Below are 15,800 nucleotides of genomic sequence, written 5' to 3' on the forward strand. Positions count from 1 at the left end.
TCGAGAGCTGGATGAAAAGGGTGTTGGGTACAGGCCTTCTGGCTTTTGCATTTATTGCCGGGTGCTCAAATGCCGGGGAGAATGAGGCTAAGGATCAGGCTGGAGAGCAGGAAGTCAGCCTCCCTGCAAATGCAGAACCGGAAATTCTCGCTGATGAGCTGGATATTCCCTGGTCCATTGCCAAAACGGATGAAACCTTTTATATGTCGGAAAGACAGGGAAGCATTGTAAAGGTTGAAGGGAGCAAGAAAGAACGCCAAAAGGTACAATTGGAAAAAAAGCTGTCTACAGCAGCGGAAGCCGGTTTGCTTGGCTTTGTGCTGACACCAGACTTTTCTAATTCGAATAAAGCCTTTGCCTATTACACCTACGAAAACAGCACGGGGCAGTTTAACCGCATTGTCATCCTCATGCTTCAGGATGGAATATGGAAAGAGGAAAAGATCCTGCTGGATAAAATTCCAAGCGGTCAGTTCCACCATGGCGGCCGCCTTGAAATCGGCCCTGACGGCAAGCTTTACGCAACAGCAGGCGATGCGGCTGCTAATCCGGAAATTGCGCAGGATCTGAATTCTTTAGGAGGGAAAATCTTAAGAATGAATCTGGACGGCACCATACCGGCAGATAATCCTTTTCCCGATTCATATGTCTATAGCTATGGACACCGCAATCCTCAGGGGCTTGCCTGGGCATCTGACGGTGTTTTGTATGAAAGTGAGCACGGTCCTTCAGCCAATGATGAAATTAATAAAATAATAGCCGGAAAGAACTATGGCTGGCCTGAAATAAAAGGGACTGAAAAGAAAGCAGGCATGGAGTCGCCTTTATTTACTTCAGGAGATAATGAAACCTGGGCTCCTTCCGGAATGGACTACCATGATGGCAAGCTCTACACAGCTGCCTTAAGGGGCAGTGCCGTTTTGGAGTTTGATTTGGAAGCTAAAAAAGTAAGAAAGCTTGTTTCGAATTTAGGCCGGATCAGGGATGTCTTTATTGAAGGAAACAACCTTTATTTTATAAGCAACAACACAGATGGCCGCGGAAATCCGCTTGAAAAGGATGACAAGCTTTATAGAATTTCTTTAACCGATATATAAAAGCCTGGCAGCAGCCAGGCTTTTGTTATGATTTTGCAGAAAGTCCATGCATAATGAATTGAATGGTTAATTCAATCTCTTCCTCATCATTCCACTCCGCTTCAGGCAAAATTAAATACCTGGTGATCAAAAAGCCGAAAATGGATGTAAAGGTCATTCGAACGGCACTATATGCGGGGATATCGATAATTTGGCCCTTTTTCTGGTAGAACTCCACCAGATTAACAAAGCGTTCAAACACCTTGCAGGCAATATGCTCTTTAAATTGTTCCTTAAGCTCCGGATGGAACGGAATTTCCTGGATTAGGATCTTTAAAAGGGGCATATTGTTTTTTAAGAAGGCAATCCGATTTTCCATCATAGCTCTTAGAAAGTCTTCATAACGTTCATATTTATGATCGATTACTTTATATAAATCCTTTATGACAAATGGGGCGATTAATTTTGCCATCATGGGTGAAACAATGCCCATCAGCAAATCCTTTTTTGTTTTATAGTGACGAAATATCGTTCCCTCTGCTACTCCTGCTTTCTTAGCAATTTCACTAGTTGAGGTAGCTGCATAGCCTTTCTCGGAAAACGATTCAACCGCTGCTATAATAATTTTCTTCTGCTTATCCGTGAGTCCATCTTCTTCCTGGAATAACTCTTCAATAACCGAATCGTGCTCTGACATAGTAAACTCCTTTATCCGTACTAATCTATACATTTATTATAAAGGATTAAAAATATAAAAAGAAATTTGCAGGCTTTATATTTTTCGGTACCTTCTTAGAGCAGCAATATTTAGAATCATAAATAGCAGAGAGAAGCCCAGCAATACCAGCAGGTCTTTATAAATCATATCCCAGCCAAAGCCCCTCACCATCACATTCCGCAATGCTTCGGCAGCATAATATAAAGGGGTTAAAGGTCCAACCCAGCTGAGCCATTCCGAAATGGTTTTGAGGTTAAATAAACCGGAAAAAAAGATCTGCGGCACAACAACCAGCGGAATAAATTGAATCATTTGCAGCTCGTTATTGGCAAAGGAGGATAGCAGTATCCCCAGGGTTAGTGCTGATAAGGAAAGAAGCAAAGTAATGAGCAGGACATAGCCAAAAGCTCCCTCCATCAGCATTCCAAGCACGTATATGGCGTACCAGGCAATAATCGTAGCCTGGATCATGGTGAAAACGCCAAACCCGATGGTATATCCTGCAACGATTTCCCATTTTCTTAACGGGCTTGTTAAAAGCCTTTCAAGTGTCCCAGTGGTTCTCTCGCGCAAAAAGGAAACACCGGCAATAAGGAAAACGAAGAAAAAGACGAAAAATCCAAGAAGGACTGGGCCGAAATAATCAAACTGCCCCATGTCGCTTGAGCCGAATAGATAATTGATTTCCATTTCCTTATTGGTTAGATTTTGCTGCAAGGGTTTTAACGCGTTTTGAACCCATCTTAAGACGGAGCCGTTTACACTCGGGTCGCTCCCTTCCAGGACTATGGATGGAACCATATTTTCAAACAACAGATACCCATCCAGCTCCTTACTCGTTAAATCACTTTCTGCCAGATTAGCAGATTCGTAATGTTTAATAATAGCATCTTCCAAGTTTAATTGAGTTTCAATTGCTTCAGGTATATCAACGAGCCCGATATTAGGCCTATATTCATCTCCATTAAATACAAGGTGAAGCATGGTCAGGACAAGCATAGGCGCGAAAATCAAAAGGGCCATGGTCCGTTTATCTCTTACAATCTGACGGAGTATTCTAATAACCAGCGCAGTAATTCTCATTTTAAGCACCTCCATATGCCAGGAAGGCATCTTCAATATTGGCCGCACTTGTTTGCTGCTTTAATTCCTCGGGAGATCCAACTGCAATGAGCTGTCCATCCCTGATCATTCCCAGCCTATCGCATTTTTCTGCTTCATCCATTACATGAGTGGTAACGATAATAGTTGTTCCATTATCCTTGAGGTCTTTAAAAGCAGCCCAAATGCCTTTTCTGAGGACAGGGTCAATGCCAACAGTAGGTTCATCAAGAATGAGCAATCCCGGTTCATGCAAAAGTGAGATAGCAAGGGAAAGGCGTCGCTTCATTCCCCCAGAATAGTTGAAAACCAGCTTATCGAAGTGTTCGGTTAAAGATACAATTTCCATAACATCCTTCATCCGCTGCTGTTTTTCCTTTCCTTTTAGTCCATAAAGAGAAGCAAAAAAATCAAGATTTTCTTTTGCTGTTAATTCTCCGTAAAGGGCATCGGATTGGGCCATATAGCCAATCCTGTTCATCAAATCTAAACGGGGCATCTTTTCACTGAAAATATAGTTTTCTCCTTGTGTGGGAGTTTCCAATCCGGCCAGCTGCTTCACTATGGTCGTCTTTCCTGCTCCAGAGGGACCGAGGAGGCCGAATATTTCTCCTGGAATGATTTCTAAGTTTACATTTTTAAGTACCTGCTGTTTTCCATAGCTTTTTGATACATTTTGAATGAAAACTACCGGATTTTCATTATTCATATTTCCACCTCTTTCATAAAAGTGAGTAATCACTCATCAAAATAATAATATAAATAACTAGCATTGTGAAGTGAGTAATTACTCATTTTATTCGACATTTTATGAGAACATTTTGTGAAGTAAATTTGAGCGCTTTCAGTAAATTGTGAGATATATCACTTTCTATATAAGAGACCTTCGCTACAATGATTCTAAGGAATAACATTGCGGGAGCGGGGGATGAGGATGGGAAACGAAATGAGAGATAATACTGGAGCGTTGTACCAACAGCCGCTGATCGAAGAGTTTTTAGGCAAAATTGAAATCTTTAAGGATCTTCCAAGCGAGTCCATACAGCTGATAGATAAACGGATTATTAAAAGGGCCTATAATAAAGGCGATAAGATTATGTCTGAATACGAGGTAGCCAAAGGAGTGTATTTTGTCCATTCAGGCATTGTAAAGCTGACCAAGCAGGATGAACAGGGCAACGAAATCATTGTCTGCATTAAAAAAAAGGGCGAAATTTTTGCGGAAGCCAATCTTTTTAACCAAACAGGCCAAACCTATCCGGCAACGGGTACGATGGTACAGGATGGAGAAGTCTACTTTTTGAACACGGATGACCTTGAACAGGAGTTAATGTATTCTCCCGAGATGGCCGTTCAGATCATCCGTTATATGAGTGAGTCGCTAAGGGATATGACATCCATTTTGAGGGATATTGCCCTGCTGGATGTTTATACGAAAACCATTAAGACATTGGAGAGGCTTGCAGAAAAATTTGGAGCCAACCATTGCAACCGGATGCATATTGAGCTCCCAATCACAGTCCAGGAGTTTTCCACTTTAGTAGGAACATCCCGTGAAAGTGTAAGCCGTGTTTTTTCAAGGCTAAAGAAAGAAGGAATCATTGAAATCACCAATAGAAAAATTGTGATAGTAGATTGGTGCAGATTTTGTTCTCATTTCCATCAGAAGGTATAAGCTGTTTAGGATCTTTTTTAATAGCCGATGTCCAATGGAGCGTTAGTCAGTCCAGAGTTTTTGTTATATAATGAATTCATAGACTTTATCGCAGTCTAACGGGCAGTAAGACTCCCACTTCATAGATTCAGAGGAATCTAAGGAGGATAAGTGGGATTCAAACTGTCCGTAAAGGCCCGATGGGTTCAACTAACAATGAGCGGGGGATAAAAACATCCCCCCGCTGATTGAAGTTTCACTCTATGATTCTGAGGTGCAAAGCATGGCTGATTTTCGTTCCAGTGAGATCATCAATAAACCTGTACATGAAGTATTTAATTATATGGTTAGGATGGAGAATGCCCCTGAACTTATGCCTTATGTCGTGAAAGTGGAGAAACAGACAGAGGGCGAGATTGGAAAAGGGACAAAATTTATTGAAACCCGCATGGTCAGAGGGAAAAATATCAAAGCAGATGTAGAAATCATTGACTTTGAAAAGGATAAAACCTATACGACACGCAGTAATGCAAATGGATTGATAACAGAATATAAATATGATTTTCATGAAATAGAAGAAGGAACGCAGGTGGAGATGGAAGCAAACGTCAAAACAAGCGGCCTTGTAGCAAAATTAACAAAACGTTTTATCGTGAACATTGTCAAACAGGAAGATGGAAGCCAGCTTCAGTATTTGAAGGAAATGTTGGGGAAATAAGTAAAAAACAGGGAGCCTTTAGTGAGAAATGGCTCCCTGTTTTTTTACTTATTCTTTTTTTTCATCCAGTACGAGAATGACGGTCCCGCCTTCGTCTCTGCCTGGTAATTTGACTTTAATTTGGTTGTTTTTGTCCACATTGTATTTCTTGCCGCTGTATTGGTCAATGACCTTGCTGCCGGCTGTGAATGGGACATGGATGGTTACTTTTTTCTGGTCTGGCTCAGTGTTTAACCCAACCACAGCATGTGTGCCCTTGTAAGAGCGGTTAAAGAATAGATATCCATCAGCATCGCTGCCTGCCAGTTTTTTACGTGTTCCTTTTGAAAAGACTTCAGAGTAATTTTTCCGGATGTTAAGCAGTTTCCGATAATGCTCGTGCATGTCGTTTCCGATTAAGCTCCAGTCAAAGTCATAGCGGTTTTCGTTGAATTCCCCTTTATCCATATCGCCAGCATGCTTGCCGGATAATCCAATTTCTTCACCGTAATAAATAACCGGCTGGCCCTTTGCCGTAATTTGCAGGGCAGAGGCAATCTTCATTTTGCCCCAATCTTCGCCTGCGCTTGTAATCAGGAAGCCATCTTCATCATGGCTGCTTAAAAATTGTCCCAGCATAGCGGTATTTGTCAGCTTAGCATTTCTTGCCTGCAATTTATCCTCCGCTGCATTGATATGGCCATTAATGAAATCAGCCGCTGTATGCTTAAAGTCAAAATCCAGGATAGAATCCATTTCGCCACTGTCCAGAAAGCCACCATGTTCGTCTGCATGTCCGCCATAGTATTCCCCGATCATTTTAAAGTCAGGCTTGATTTCAGTCAGTGCATTTTTAAATGCCTTCCAGGTTGTGTGTTCCACATGCTTAACTGTGTCAACGCGGAAGTAATCGATTGTATCACCGCGGTCTGTTTTTGCTTTTTCAAGCCAGGCTGTCTGCCATTCAATGATTTGTCTGCGGACAGCTTCATCCTCAGTCTTCAGGTCAGGCAAGCCAGCAAGCTCGCCTCGGATTGTATCGGTTCCTCCATCCCTGATCATGCCGGCATAACGCTCACGGTCAGCGTCAGTAGGGAAGTTAGGAATCCCCAGTCCAATGGATGGATCGTTTTCCTTCAATCCGTATCCTGTATGGTTAAGAACCACGTCCACCATCACTTTTATGCCGCGGTCATGGGATTTCTCCAGCAGCTCCTGGAATGTTTGGATATCTCCGAGATGTTCATCTAATGTTGAGAAATCCTTTGCCCAGTAGCCGTGGTAGCCGTACTGGTTTCCATCCTTGTCATAGCGAAGATCCCAGTCAATGTTATCGACGATTGGCGTAATCCAAATGGTATTGATGCCTAAATCTTCAAGGTAATCGAGTTTTTCGATAAGGCCACGGAAATCTCCTCCATGGTAGGTCTCAGGGTGGGAAGCATCGTAATTTGCACGATTTGGATCATCATTTGATGTATCTCCATTGTTGAAGCGGTCTGTCAGCATAAAATAAATGCGGGCTTCATCCCAGTCAAAGTCATCTTGTTTGCCGCTGAAGGTGCGGGTTGCGATTTCAATGGATGCTTCTCCTTCGTGCACATTTCCATATTCATCTACGACAGTGATCAGCAATTTCTTTTGGCCAGCCGTAACTGATTGATCAATGGAAATAGTTTGTGCATTTAAAGCCGGGTCAATGCTGACCTTGCTGCTGCCGCCGATTGCAGACATGTCTGCGTAAACCTCTTTTATGGCTACTTCCGAATCAGAGAGAATCGTTTCAATTGATAGAACGGCATTTTCATTGTAAGATGCTTTCTTCGGGTTGACTTCAGCTATAATTTCAGCTGAAGGGTTTTTATAGGTGATGGTTGATTTTCCATCAACTGTATTATAAGGATCTGCAGCCTCGGATGTATCTCCATTTTTCGTAATAAGGAAGGAGTACTCATGTGTTCCTTCTTCTAATTGATCAATCGTTGTGAAGAAGCGTTCCTCCTTAGGGGAGTACTTCATTTCAAAAATTTGTCCATTTAATTTTGCCTGAACCTTTTCAATCGATTCCATCTCTCCCTGTTTAAATAGCTCTGGATCTCTATAGTAGAGAGTGAGGCTTCCATCATTCAAAACAGGTCCTGTAATAGCAGGGACTTGATAGATTTCACCCTGGCCACTTGTAACAACGACCTTGGTATAGTTATCTTTTCCCGTTTTAATATAGCGGTCGGCACCGTAAGGATCTTTTTGATCCCACCCTGTACCTTTGCGAAGAACAAAGCCCATTTGTTCAGTTTGCTGGCCAATTTCAATCAAAGCAACAGCCCCTTTGTCAGTGACTTCAGTAAAGTCTGCTTGTCCGTCATTTACACCAGTCTGCCAGGTCCATATGTTCCAGCCATCATAGTTGTGATCGTCTCTTACATACGTAAACTCAATAAAACGGCGGTTAGCATCTGTGTTGCTATTGTCAAATTCCTCTTTGGAATAATAAACCGTTTCATCGCCCTGTGCCAGCCATACTTCTGCTTCGTTCTGGCCTTCAGGCATGTTAATCGTTCTGGTAACATCCTGTGTATCCCAATTGCCGGGGCGGGGGATGACATGGATTTTATCTGATGGAAACGATATTTCTGCTTGGGCAAGTCCTTCTGATTGGCTTGTAAAAGGGTAGACTTTTCCGTTGTTCTTGCCATCTTCCCAAGCCCATAAATCCCAATTAAATTGCTCTCCATCATTACGTAAGTAGTTGATTGTATAGGTATTCATCTGACCGGCAATTTGGAAAGTATGTTCAATCGTATATTGATTGTATTCGCCAATTATTGTGATGCTTCCTTCTTCGGCTGTTTCAGTGATTGACAACTGGTTGTCTGTCAGTGCAATGCCTTCTGTTTCAGCATTTAATGTCCAAGACGGCTGCACAGCCTCTGTGGTGCCATCGCTATTTAATAGGTTTGCAGAAAGATTAACTGTGCTGCCCTTTTTGATATCACCAGGCATTGCAGTTGTTAGTCCACTTACAACCAATAGGCTATTGCCATTGGCAGTCTGGCTGTTTGCTGGATCGGTAATCCAATTGCCATCATCCAGAATAAATTTATACTCATAGACTCCAGGTGATAGATTGATTGTTTTTGACCAAATGTTGTTTTCGTCTTTGGCCATCTCTAATGCTTCACTTTGCCAGTCGGTAAAGCTTCCGGCCACGCGCACCCGCTGAGCTTCACCCTGATAGGAAAAAATAACATTATTTCCATCCACAGCCGGACTTTCCACTGTGTTGGCAGAGGATAGCTGCGGAGTCATACCGGTGAATAAACTGAGAATTAAACTTAGCAGCATAATCCAAATACCGGCTTTTCTTGATTGTTTCATGAATTTCCCTCCTTAATAGACTGATTGGGAATAGGGGATATCAATAAGTGAAATAGTGCAATCGTTTGCATAAATGATTAAATGAAAACGCTTGCATCACTCTTAGGAAGATTCTATCACCATTTTGTGAAAAGCTCATGGGCAAAAAGTAGTGTTGGATTAGAAATAAAAGCAGAAAAAAGCCGCCCTGAAAGCAGAGGCGGCTTTGTTTTGCAAGAACGAATTATTTTTCAATCTCGTAGGTCCATTCATTCATGCCATTTTCCATATTATATATCTTCTCAAAACCATTTTCGGCCAAAATTTGGCTTGCCTGTGCTGAGCGGTTTCCGCTTCGGCACACAACCAGATATGGCTTTTCCTTATCAAGCTGATCGAGGTTTTCCTCCAGGACAGGAAGTGGGATAAGGGCAGCTCCTGGAATATGTCCTTCAGCGTATTCCTCTTCAGAACGAACATCTAAAACTTCTGCCTGCTCTGTTTCCCATAGCTCTTTTGCTTTATCGGCATTTACATTTTCGATGTCGGGACCGGAATCGGAACTGCATCCTGCAGCAAGCCCAGCAATCAATACAAGAACCATCATTAAAAACATTGGCTTTTTCATGCTGTATCCCCTTAAGGTTAGAATTTATAGGTCCAGAAACGTTCTTTATAGACTCTTGCCATTACTTCAGGTTCTTGATTCTTAAGGCTTTCTTCCATATTTGCCGCCATAAGCTGCGTCTGGGAAGTATGTGCCTTGATGGCAGCAATTTTCCGGTCTGCTACTGCACTTACATCGTTAACAACATCAGCCTGGCCGATTTTCTCTTCACAGTTATTGGAGAAGGCCACACAGTGAACTTTTGGACGTTCGTTTGCAGGCAGCTCTTTTACAGCTCTGATAACAGCTGCACCTGTGGCATCATGGTCGGGATGCACAGCATATCCCGGATAAAACGTAATGATGAGGGAAGGTCTGACTTCGCCGATTATGGCTCCAAGTCTGTTAGCAAGCAGCTTCTCATCTTCAAATTCTACGGTTTTATCACGATAGCCAAGCATTCTTAAATCCTGAATGCCAAGCACATTCGCTGCAGCCTCCAGCTCTTTTTTGCGGATTTTTGGCAATGTCTCCCTGTTGGCGAAAGGAGGATTTCCCATATTGCGTCCCATTTCGCCTAATGTCAGGCAGGCATAGGTAACAGGTGTCCCGTTTTCAATATGTAAGGAGATCGTTCCTGAAACCCCAAATGCTTCATCATCCGGATGAGGGAAGATAACGAGTACATGTCTTTCCTTTTCCATTTCGGTTTGCTCCTTTCAATTGTTTAAGCGTTATCTATGTTCAGCTGTAGCGCCTGGGGCCGTTGCAGTCCCTGAGTCTGGCGCTTCCGCTTTATTACTCGAATGGCGTTTCACTGATTTGCAGCGCAACTGCAAGTTTGCCGCTGAAATCGTGGCCTGCTAAAAGGAGCCTTTCTTTTTCATCCACTTCAAAATGGGTGATGCCTTCAGCATAAACCCAGCCGAAATTCATTTTTAAACCAACTCTGAAAGGGCCGTTTCCAGTGATTTTGCCATGTGCATAGATCAAGTTGGCATTGCGGATATACGCTCCTGAAGAAAAAAAGCTTTCATCAAAATGGGAAGCGTACGCCCCGTTCGTTGTCTCCAAATGAATATATACCTCTTTATTGGCTAAACGGTCGATTTCTTTTTGCACCGTCTCTTTAACTGCCGGTTCCATTATCCATAATCCCCCTTCCAACTTACTTATTCATTTATAAGTTATGTTGTTTACTATCTGTTCAGCCTGAAAATGGCAGATTGTATTTTTATCTTACTAAAAAAAAGACCGAAAAGCGAAAAAGTGAGCTTAAAGAGAATGGAGATATTGTGAAAAAAGAGATAACGGGAGCGAATGCATTGGAATGGAAGAGTTTTCATTTTGGGAAGATACGATAATCGCGAAAATTTGGTTTTATTCGCGGAAATTCCCGATATATTCACGAAACCAGGATAACCGCGATCTTATACAAAAAAACAGAGCCTGGGGGGACTCTGTTTCATGTTATTATTCCTGTTCTGATTCTACTCGGCCTGCACCATATTTGCGGTATGCACCAGGCATGGTTGGGCCGACATATTCGTTTAATTGGAAACCATGATTGATGGCTGCTGTGATGAAATCCTTGGCTGTTTGGACAGCTTCTTTTACAGATTTGCCTTTGGCAAGCTCTGCTGTGATAGCTGAAGAATAGGTGCAGCCTGCGCCATGTGTATAAGTGGTTTCAACGCGCTCGCTTTCGTACAGAGTGAATTCTTGTCCATCATATAGAAGGTCAACGGCTTTTTCATGGTTTAGCTTGCTGCCGCCTTTGATAAGTACATATTTGGCTCCAAGTTCATGGATTTTAACTGCTGCTTCCTTCATGTCCTCAACCGTTCGGATTGGACCTGTTTTGGCAAGCTGCCATGCTTCAAATAGGTTAGGGGTTACTACAGTTGCAAGCGGGACAAGCAAATCTCTTAAGGCTTCATTTAACTCAGGGTGGATAGGCTCATCTTCGCCTTTGCAAACCATTACCGGGTCAATTACTACGCGGTCGAGGTTATTCTCTTTGATTGTTTTAGCTGCAATCTTAATCACTTCTTCTGAACCGAGCATGCCCGTTTTCATGGCATCAATTCCGACTGATAAAATCGTTTCAAGCTGGGTTTCCAGTGTTTCATTGGCTATTGGGAACACATTATGACTCCAGTTGTTCTTGGGATCCATAGTCACAATCGTTGTTAATGCTGTCATTCCATAAACGCCAAGCTCCTGGAATGTTTTAAGGTCAGCCTGGATGCCAGCACCGCCGCTTGTATCCGAGCCTGCAATTGTTAAAACTTTTTTCATAGACATGCGCAAAATTCCTCCTTGAAGTTCTGCTGGATATGTTTTTCTAATTATAACAATAATTCCAAAAGGTAAAAACTAAAACGGCTGTAGAGTTTATCACAGCATTAACTTGTGCGGTGCTGTTTCCAAAAATACAGATTAAACAGATTTGTAGAAATGTTATCAGTCAAAAATATCTTTTTATAAGCTTTTAGCATAAAAAGGAGTTATTCCTAAAAAGAATAACTCCTAACATTGCTCTTAATTTACAACATCCACATCGCTTTTCTTCACGAAACCTAAGCGGTGATTATAGAAGACTTGATAGTATTGATCATTGCCCTTGACCACTTTATTGGTTGCCGGGTCATTAAAATACTTCGCGTGATAATAATCTGATTGAATCGGTGCTGTTGCTGTATAGATTTGGCCAGCTGGCATCTGGTAGAGCACTTGGGCTTTTCCTCTTGCCCATTCTGCAATTCCTGCCTCATCATAAGCTGCGTCATCCGGGTAGGCGGCGCCATAGACTGGTATGGACTCAAGCCCATCTTTTGGCGTAATGAGAGTCCCGCTGCCTGGGACGCTATTAGCATTGTTCGGGTTAAAGAACCAAGCTTTTTGTCCGCCGTAGTAAATAGCTGTCCAATCGCCTTCCTGCCCAGCCTTATAGAAGCTTTGACCGATAGCTGCTTTGTTGCCCCAGTCGTTAATATTTTTAGTACTATTGCTTTCACCGTGAAGAAGAGGATCACGAACCAGTGGAGCATCAAAGCGAGGTTCACTATATAGGTGAATCAGGCTTGAAGATTCAGGCTCCTTTTCTATCCCCCGGTACGTAAAATCAGGCTGATTTGTATTGTAATTTGGGCGCATGGTGACGATATTGCTGTCCTTGTCTCCGTCGCTTGGATTAATAGAGGCTCCAAGCAGGTCGAAAAAGTGTCCCCAATCCCAATAAGCACCCGGATCCCAGTGCATGGCTTTATGCTTGGTTACCGTTAAGCCGGGGATTTCATCATGGCCGATAATATGCTGCCTGTCCACGGGAATGTTAAATCGGTCAGATAGATATTTTACAAGTTTTGCAGTGGAGCGGTACATTTGCTCACTATACCAGTCTGCACCTTCAGCGGCGAAGCCTTCATGCTCCAAACCGATGGAATGCATGTTGAAATACCAGTTTCCTGCATGCCACGGGACATCCTCCGGGCGGACCATTTGTGTAATTTTTCCGGTTTCTGAATCAATGACATAGTGTGCACTTACATAGGATTGGTTCTGGAAATGGCTGATCGCAGATTCGGCGCTTCCTTCAATATCATGGATGATAATATAGCGAATATCTAAATCATCTTCCGGACGGTTGGCAATATCGTAATTGCCGTAGTTACCGGCGCTGCTCGAAAATTGCTTATAGGCTGCAGGGATGAAGGTGCAATCCAGGCCATTAGGGCAGTCGGTATTTGTGTATTTTGTATTACGGAGGGGGATAGAGCTGGCTGTGTTCTTATTGGGTGTGATTTCTTTGGCGTTTAAGGCCACTCTTTGTCCGTCAAGGTTCTTTCTTTCAGCACCTTGCCCAATCGTTGCATAAACCTGGTCTGCAAAGTCCTTTGCAATTGCTTCTTGATCTGTGCCGCTGAATTTAACGACAGCACCATACCAGTCCGCTGCATCAGAAGGCAGTTTTCCTGTAGTTTGGCGTGCGTATTCAGCAAGCAGGGCAGCGCCGCCCCGGATATTTTGCTCCGGGTCCTTTTTTAAGGCTTCAGGGTCGGCATCAAGAAGTTTTGCAGCAGTTTTAAGGCTGCTGGAAGCTTCAGATGCTTCAATGATTCCATCATCATGCTTTCCTCTGGCACTAAGGTCAGCCGGTAAATCAACTAGATTCATTATTCCATAGCCGCCAACCTCGCTTTGGCCTTCATGCTGCTCCCAGCGCGTCTGGTTGTAAGCAACTGCCAAAAGGATGCTCTCAGGAACTCCAAATTCCTTTGCGGCACTTTCAAAGGTCTTTTGCAGTGATGAAGATTCATTGCTGCTTTCTGTGGCTTGGGTTGTTACGCTTGCTGTACTAAATCGTGCAGGGACTGCTAAAAGGCTGGCAGTTAAGGAGAACGTTAAAATTGCCGAGGATAACTTTTTAAGTCTCAAACATATTCCCTCCTGTATAAAAATGGTATATCGGGGTGTTTTCTAATAGAGGGAAGGTTTTACCTGCAAGTTTTAATTGAAATGAGTCAATCGATCCACGGATTTTTCTAAAAAAAGGTAATTGGTAGCGGGGGAAGAGGTGGATGGGTTGTGAAGAAAGTATGGGGAGGGTCAGCTTGTAGGTTTTATAAGGAAGAGGTATTTCGCATATAAATCTAGTCATTGAACATAAAAAATTTATCCGCACATAAATCCAGCCTATCCGCACATAAATGTTCTTCCGTCTGCAAAATGCCTTTCTAAACTGTATTAAAAACAGAAAAACCGGCCCCAATTTACCAGGAGCCGGTTTCCCCGCAGGGCAATCTGCAAAGGCGTATGTTTATTTTTTCAGGAAACGGTAAATTTATACCCTATTCCTCTGACTGTTTGGATAAAGGCGTAATCCGAATGCTCGGCGATTTTTTCCCGCAGGTGTTTGATATGGACATCAACCGTTCTTTCGTTGATGACCTTCTCGCCTTTTTTGTAAATGGTATCAATAATTTGTTCTCTTGATAAAACCTGGTCGGGATGTGTCATGAAAACGTAAAGCAGTTTATATTCAAAGTGGGTTAAATCCAACACGGTATCCTGGTATTTGGCAATCCCTTTTATGGGCTTTAGAGTGAGGCCTTTATAGCTGATTTTGCTGCATCTGTTGGCTGTCCGTCTTAAAACGGTTTCGACTCTGACGGTCAGTTCTTCCAGGCTGAAGGGCTTGCCCATATAATCGTCAGCTCCGAGCTTCAATCCCTCAATCCGATCCTGTTCAGATTGGCTGGCAGTCAGCATGATAATGGGAACATTGCTGTCCAGCTCATTGCGAAGCCAGAAGCAAATCTCTTTGCCGCTTATGCCTGGCAGCATGATATCGAGAATAATGAAACAGGGATCATGCTTTAAATATTGTTCTTTTGCTTCGTATCCGTCAGAGGCTTCTAAAACTTCAAAGCCTTCTCTTGCCAGGGTCATCTTAATCAGCTTTCTGATCCGTTCTTCATCGTCAACAACGAGGATTGTTTTCCCTCTTAGCGGAAGGTCGCTCAATGATATCGCCATCCTTTTCTGCAATTCCGTTCTTATATTAAATGCTAAGAATATTATACAGGAAAAGAGTAGGGTGAAACATGGAATAAGGCCCGGTAAGCAGCCGGACCTTATGTTCCTATTCTTTTTCCTTATCCTGCCCTTTTTTGCCGGCCAGTGTTTCGTAAGCTGCATCGTCAGGAGCATCACCCTTAGGCCAGTCATAGATTTTATCAGGGAAATCCGGGCGGTCATGTGAATTGATGTAAGCAGCCAGGTTCATGGCTTCTTCATCAGTCAAAGACCCTTGGGAATAGCCGCCGATTTCCATCTTAGGCATATACGTTTGAATAAAGCCGGCAGCTGTTCTCAGCCTTGCCATCCCAGCACCAATATTGTAGGAGTTTTCTCCCCAAAGAGCCAGATTCCCTGCATCCCCATTCTCCCCATGGCAGCTGATGCAGGCTTTATTGTAAATCTCTCTTCCTGCGTCAATATCTACATTCTCAATATCCGCTTTAGATCGATCAAGCTTTGCCCAAGGTCTTTCAGTCGTTCCATCAGGTACATTTTGTGAAATATAATCATAGAAAGCAACCATTGCTTTCATTTCCTGAGAATCCTCAGGGAGGGGCTCGCCATTCATACTTCTTCTGAAGCAGCCGTTAATGCGTTCCTCAAGTGTTACTTCTCTGCCGGCTCTTGGATTGTATTGCGGGTAGGTTTTTGATATTCCCACAAGATCAAGCGGTTCTTCATAGCCTCCGCCCGCATGGCAGCTGGCACAGCTAAGGTTATTGCCTGAATAGCCATCCAGTGCGGTTGCTGTTTCTGTTACATACTTAAACCCGAGTTTAATGAGGTCTCCATCCTCGCCTTCGGGAACGTCATCCATGCTTGGCGGCGGGTATGGGTACTCTGCTGTTTCTTCGGATTCTTCCGGCTGGCTGGCTGTCTCAATTGAGGCATTCTTATCCTTGCCGGAAATGACTAGGTAAGTAAGGCCGATTCCAAGTACAAGGGACGATACAATGGCAATAACAGAGTAAGTAAGAAATTTGTTCATTTTGCCGTCTTCCTCT

14 protein-coding genes are annotated in these 15,800 nt (G+C 43.1%); 3 read left to right on the forward strand and 11 right to left on the reverse strand.

What is annotated here, in order from left to right; all coding sequences use genetic code 11:
* Window positions 1–11: 11 nt before the first annotated feature.
* Window positions 12–1,097, forward strand: a complete 1,086-nt coding sequence (locus J7I93_RS03970; RefSeq protein ID WP_214723512.1) for a PQQ-dependent sugar dehydrogenase — start codon at window positions 12–14, stop codon at window positions 1,095–1,097.
* A 25-nt stretch (window positions 1,098–1,122) separates the two neighbouring features.
* On the opposite strand, the gene J7I93_RS03975 is transcribed toward J7I93_RS03970, so the two are convergent.
* The 3 genes from J7I93_RS03975 to J7I93_RS03985 form a co-directional block, all read right to left on the reverse strand.
* On the reverse strand, window positions 1,123–1,773 hold the full coding sequence (locus J7I93_RS03975) for a TetR/AcrR family transcriptional regulator (protein WP_214723513.1): 651 nt from the start codon (window positions 1,771–1,773) through the stop codon (window positions 1,123–1,125).
* 75 nt (window positions 1,774–1,848) lie between these two features.
* On the reverse strand, window positions 1,849–2,877 hold the full coding sequence (locus J7I93_RS03980) for an ABC transporter permease (RefSeq protein ID WP_214723515.1): 1,029 nt from the start codon (window positions 2,875–2,877) through the stop codon (window positions 1,849–1,851).
* 1 nt (window position 2,878) lies between these two features.
* Window positions 2,879–3,604, reverse strand: coding sequence for an ABC transporter ATP-binding protein (locus J7I93_RS03985; protein ID WP_214723517.1), 726 nt, complete (start codon window positions 3,602–3,604; stop codon window positions 2,879–2,881).
* 225 nt (window positions 3,605–3,829) lie between these two features.
* Between J7I93_RS03985 and J7I93_RS03990 the strand changes: the two genes are divergently transcribed.
* Window positions 3,830–4,570 (forward strand): Crp/Fnr family transcriptional regulator, encoded by a 741-nt coding sequence (locus J7I93_RS03990; RefSeq protein ID WP_214723519.1) that lies wholly within the window; start codon window positions 3,830–3,832, stop codon window positions 4,568–4,570.
* Window positions 4,571–4,832: 262 nt separating this feature from the next.
* Window positions 4,833–5,267: an SRPBCC family protein gene (locus J7I93_RS03995; protein WP_214723521.1), complete on the forward strand. Its 435-nt coding sequence runs from the start codon at window positions 4,833–4,835 to the stop codon at window positions 5,265–5,267.
* Between the two features lie 48 nt (window positions 5,268–5,315).
* On the opposite strand, the gene J7I93_RS04000 is transcribed toward J7I93_RS03995, so the two are convergent.
* The 8 genes from J7I93_RS04000 to J7I93_RS04035 form a co-directional block, all read right to left on the reverse strand.
* Window positions 5,316–8,624 carry an alpha-amylase family glycosyl hydrolase gene (locus J7I93_RS04000; protein WP_214723523.1) on the reverse strand — a complete coding sequence of 1,103 codons (3,309 nt, stop codon included), beginning with the start codon at window positions 8,622–8,624 and terminating at the stop codon, window positions 5,316–5,318.
* 223 nt (window positions 8,625–8,847) lie between these two features.
* Complete coding sequence (locus J7I93_RS04005; protein WP_214723525.1) at window positions 8,848–9,231, reverse strand: rhodanese-like domain-containing protein; 384 nt, start codon at window positions 9,229–9,231, stop codon at window positions 8,848–8,850.
* A gap of 17 nt (window positions 9,232–9,248) precedes the next feature.
* Window positions 9,249–9,914 (reverse strand): bacillithiol biosynthesis deacetylase BshB2, encoded by a 666-nt coding sequence (gene bshB2, locus J7I93_RS04010; protein ID WP_214723527.1) that lies wholly within the window; start codon window positions 9,912–9,914, stop codon window positions 9,249–9,251.
* A 94-nt stretch (window positions 9,915–10,008) separates the two neighbouring features.
* On the reverse strand, window positions 10,009–10,356 hold the full coding sequence (locus J7I93_RS04015) for a YojF family protein (protein WP_214723529.1): 348 nt from the start codon (window positions 10,354–10,356) through the stop codon (window positions 10,009–10,011).
* Window positions 10,357–10,683: 327 nt separating this feature from the next.
* Window positions 10,684–11,517, reverse strand: a complete 834-nt coding sequence (gene pdxK, locus J7I93_RS04020; protein ID WP_214723531.1) for a pyridoxine/pyridoxal/pyridoxamine kinase — start codon at window positions 11,515–11,517, stop codon at window positions 10,684–10,686.
* A gap of 237 nt (window positions 11,518–11,754) precedes the next feature.
* A complete protein-coding gene (locus tag J7I93_RS04025) occupies window positions 11,755–13,650 on the reverse strand; it encodes an N-acetylmuramoyl-L-alanine amidase (protein WP_214723533.1) in 1,896 nt (631 codons plus the stop codon).
* A 390-nt stretch (window positions 13,651–14,040) separates the two neighbouring features.
* Window positions 14,041–14,739, reverse strand: coding sequence for a response regulator transcription factor (locus tag J7I93_RS04030; protein WP_214987681.1), 699 nt, complete (start codon window positions 14,737–14,739; stop codon window positions 14,041–14,043).
* 118 nt (window positions 14,740–14,857) lie between these two features.
* Entirely contained in the window at window positions 14,858–15,784 is a 927-nt protein-coding gene (locus J7I93_RS04035; RefSeq protein WP_214723537.1) for a c-type cytochrome, read from the reverse strand.
* Window positions 15,785–15,800: the final 16 nt, after the last annotated feature.

The organism is Bacillus sp. ISL-47, from assembly GCF_018613175.1.
Lineage (GTDB): Bacteria > Bacillota > Bacilli > Bacillales > Cytobacillaceae > Cytobacillus.